Source organism: Sodalis-like endosymbiont of Proechinophthirus fluctus, assembly GCF_001602625.1.
Lineage (GTDB): Bacteria > Pseudomonadota > Gammaproteobacteria > Enterobacterales > Enterobacteriaceae.
On the sequence record NZ_LECR01000040.1, the window covers coordinates 86,253 to 90,636 of the forward strand.

A 4,384-nucleotide genomic window follows, 5' to 3' on the forward strand; every position below is an offset into this window, starting at 1 on the left:
AACTGGCGCTATCGCTTTGCTGTTCGTCGTCGAGGCGCTATAGACGGCTATCCGCCAAGTGAGTCAAAGTGGAGTGAGAGGCGTTAGCCAAAAGCCGGTTATTCTTCTTCAAACCATTGGCTGTTGCGCTGGGTAATGGGAGTGATGGAGAAGATCATCAGCTGCAAATAAATAGCCGCGCAGCGTATCTTCCACCGCATCAGCGTCACGGCGCTTCAGCACATCGAAAATCTCTTGATCCTAGCATATCAGGATTTCCCGGCGCCGACACTTCGCTTAAGGTCAGATAACGCACCCTATCCAGGGTGGTCTTGATGTTTTCCACTGTTTCCCAGGCCAGCTCACTCACAGTCGATACTTTGTGCGATCAGGAGATGAAATTCATCGTCCAGCCGCAAAAACTCATAACTGTCATGATAGGCTGCCGCTAAGGACTGCTGCTGTAAGTTATACTCCAATTGCATTAATGAAAAATGCGTCATTTGCAGGACTGCACGACGCACCGCTGCCGTTTCCACATCCTCACAGATGAAGAGGCCGTTCAGCGACCCCGTCGGGCAAAAATTTTGCGTACAAAAGGTACCGCGTTTCGGCAGCACCTGCACCAGGCCGGCTTTAGTCAGTTTGATAAACTCTTCCCTCACCAGCTGGTGGGAAACAGTAAACCGCAGCGCAATCTCTTTCCGACAGCAGTGAACCCTGATGGATAGCGAAGATGACGATATCATGATGCAGAAAACGATAAATCCGCTGATTAACGGGTTCATCGGCGGTGATGGAAGGAATCAGAAATCGACAATTCGATACGATCCGTTTTTTTCAGTAGCAAGCCAAAAGAGGGGCTTTTTTTAGACGGTAAGTCTAAAGTGGGAGGGCTGGCCTACGGCGCCGAATCAATGAGCAAAACATAGGCCACTGGGTATGGGAGTTTATAGATAACCCAAGAAAATCTGGATACCACAACCAAGGGTAGTGTAGTGGAATCAACGTACACAGCACTGCGGCAATCATCCAGACAGCGATAATGATACCCAGTGAAATATTGTGACCCCGCATATCGGAATAACCACCCAAAAAATTTTTCCTATTTCATCCGGTAATTCCTGGAGCGCCGGAGATAGTCGCCGCCGTGCCCGGTGGCAGCCCGACTTCACACGTTAATTGCAGTGTCAAGAAGTTGGTAATACCTATCTCAGTCCAGGTAAAACCGAAAATCAGCTCTATCTCCAACAGACAGTTGCGGTTTTTCAAGCAGGAAAACGAGTCTGCCTGAAAGGCTTTTTCTTGCCGGCTGGGAGCGCGGCCGGCTCTTCAACTGGCACCGTCAGGTTATTTTCATGGATCCAGGTGAATACTTTACTCATGGTCTTACAGGTGCCAATAAGGAATTGAATCACCAAGATACTCAGCCAGATTAACGGAATGAATAAAAATGCCTGCCACCGCCAGGTGACAAAAACAAGAATAGCAGCGATGAGCGCCGGACTGATAAATTACTCCAGCGGTAAACCGGCATGATGTACCTAGACGGCGATCCTACGGTTTTATTTTTTCCACTACTCGCCCAGTAATGTTATATTGATAGTTTCCGAACCATAGTCGCCGGTTCCCACTCCCATCGCCACGCACAGCGCCTGGAATACCCCAGTGTTTTGCAAAAAGCAGTAGCCACGCCGGCGATGACTTCCACCGATACAGCGATGTTCCAGCTATAGCAACGCTTGTAGCCCGTGCCGATATAGTTGGAAAAATACCGAAAATCACCGCGCCGAACAGCGCGCTTAAAAAGCTTAGCGAACTGAGTCAGTCGACCTGTACTTCCGTTAAATTAAATTCTTTCATTATCGTCGTCAGCAGCGTCGGTGATATGACGCGATTGAATTCATTAAAATCGCGAGCGTGTTTAATGACCAGCATCCACCAGGAAATCGGATGCGCTTTCAGCGATAGCTGGCGCAAGCCACTTTGCACATTTTCTGCCTGCGCCGTGATCGCCACCACACTGCCAGAGTGATTGGCGTCAATGACGCTCTGATTATTATTGCGGTCTAAAATAATATTTCTTGTCTGGCGTTTTTATTAGCGATAGGCATTGCCGCCGCGATGATAAAAGCGCAAAAAAGCGGGACTGTATAGGATATCCCGACTTTCCCGCTGCTGCTGTTATTGCATAAAGTCGCGCCTGCGAATGATGTTGTCCGACAGGCATAACGCGTTCCAGAAAAGGAGTGATAGGCGTGATAGCATTAACATACAGGTAGTGTTATTAAACAAGACTATCTGCATCACATTTTATTTATAGGTACATTACTGCTCCAGGTGTCCTTTGACGATAATTGGGAAAGGGATTGACGACCACCACCATGCGCACCTATTTATTGGGCCCACATCAGCCGTAGCACCAAGGCCGCCAACGTTACCAGCAGCACCAATAATATTATTATATCCATATCCTGAAATAATATCCCCAGCTGATGGCAATATTTTTTCGCCAGAACGTACAGTCATAGCAAAGTAGCAGGGCAAGGGGGTTACCGATCGGAGTAATTTTCGGCTCTAAATCAGAGCCAATGACATTAGCATAAATCATTCCCTAGCGTACCATGCTGGTGGTATTGCTGGCATTAATGGACAGCGGGCCAATGAGAACCGAAGTTAGATTGTTCATGACCGACGACAGCAGAACGGTAAGCAATCCCATGCCCAGGATAGCGATCCACAACCCTCTCGCGGCCAACTCATTCATAGCGCTAAGATCAGTCAATCTGGCGTTGCGCAGTCCGTAGACCGCCAGATAATACATACCGAGGAAAAAATGATAACCTGCTAGGGTGCATTACGCATAACGCAGGCGGTATCTATGACCCGACCACGCCATACAGGATTAACGCCGCCACGGCGCAGACCAGAATGAATGACCGGCACGCCAAAGTGGCGCGAGCACGAAAAAAAACACCAGCAACAACGCGAGTACGCTCCAGCCGGTCATGAATATGCGCCGGTAGCAAACGACTTCAGCCAGCGATTTCAGCCACGCTAGCAGAAAACTAATAACAACATTCCCAAGGTGGCGATATCGGCAAAGCCATTTACCGGCACTATTACCGCCGAATAGTGATTGAAAGGAAGCGAAAAAAATCGGTGGAAACAATATTGACAAGATTGGTTATCACCAGCGGCAAACTGGATATATCGGCGATACACCATGCCGCCGGTAGAGTCCTACTCGGGATCGTAGCCTTTTGTAGGCAATTATTAGTTTGCATGGGGATACTTGATCGATAAGCGTTTGTCATTTTTTCTGCAGCGCTAGAATTTATAGTATCAATATCATCAAGTTGCTGCTCAATATTGTCATAACGTTCTGTAGAATCTCCTTGGCTTCCGCCAGGTCGGTAGCAGAAGGTTTGGCGCCTTTCAGAGGCCGGTCGGAAGTCTACCGCATGAATATACCCGTTGCCAGCCCTATTAGCCCTATCGCCGCAATCACCGTCAGATAATAATCCAGCATGTAAAGATTGCCGGTGCTTTCCACCAGCCAGGCGACCAAGGTTGGCATCAGACTGGCAATCAATACCGAGATGTTGAAGGAAATATTCATAGCGCTATAGCGTATTTGAATGGGAAACATAGCCAGGAGAGTTGAGGCCATGATGCCGATAAAGATGTTAAGTAGCAATTGCCAGCAACAGTAAGGCCGAGAAAAATAAACCCAGCACTTTGCTGTTTATCAGTGAGAAACACGGGATCTCTGGGATGAACAAGCCGATGCTGCCGCTGATAACAAATGGTTTACGACCCACTTTATCGCTCCACAGCCCCAACCAACAGCTGAACAAACAGCATGCAGACTATGATAGCAATAATAATCAGCACGGCGTAATCTTTCAAATAATGTAAATTGTGGGACAGATAGCTGGGCATATAGGTCAGTGACATGTAATAAATGTCATTGGGTCCATGCAAGTCAGCAATCCCTCTTCCAGTGTTTGGACGTAATCTCACGTACGCGGCCGCTCTATCATCGTTTCAAAGTCGGCGGACTCTATTTTATCCATATACTGCTGGAACGTCGGTGTTTCCTCCAGTCCATTGTGCAAATAAAAGTCGATGATGCCTGGCAGCGCCAGAAAAAGGGTATCCACCAATCCCAGTTGAGGAAATTTTCTCACTGACTATACTCGAAATGAGCACCACGATGCCGGCACCCAACACAAAACCGGCGATGGATCCGAAATCCAGTCAGCTGCTCATGAAACCCGCTTTCTGTCCAGGGAACATTCGGCCACTAAAACTGCCGCGCTGGAATGCTCGCCATCGACTGAGAACCCCTGCGCCAGTTTGGCCAACAGCAGCAATATCAACATCAGGGTGAAGCTTGCGT

Annotated in this window: 2 protein-coding genes and 3 pseudogenes; all 5 read right to left on the bottom strand. The window is 48.2% G+C overall.

The genetic code is table 11. The features are described 5' to 3' along the window. Positions 1–98: 98 nt before the first annotated feature. Positions 99–789: pseudogene (locus BG74_RS04730) on the bottom strand (GntR family transcriptional regulator). A 300-nt stretch (positions 790–1,089) separates the two neighbouring features. Continuing rightward, positions 1,090–1,251 (bottom strand): hypothetical protein, encoded by a 162-nt coding sequence (locus BG74_RS13105; protein ID WP_187202623.1) that lies wholly within the window; start codon positions 1,249–1,251, stop codon positions 1,090–1,092. Between the two features lie 552 nt (positions 1,252–1,803). Next, entirely contained in the window at positions 1,804–1,998 is a 195-nt protein-coding gene (locus BG74_RS04735) for a hypothetical protein (RefSeq protein WP_066596972.1), read from the bottom strand. Positions 1,999–2,440: 442 nt separating this feature from the next. Further along, positions 2,441–2,803 (bottom strand): annotated as a pseudogene (locus tag BG74_RS16735) (ArsB/NhaD family transporter). Between the two features lie 520 nt (positions 2,804–3,323). Next, positions 3,324–4,384, bottom strand: a pseudogene (locus tag BG74_RS16740) (MFS transporter); the annotation flags it as partial.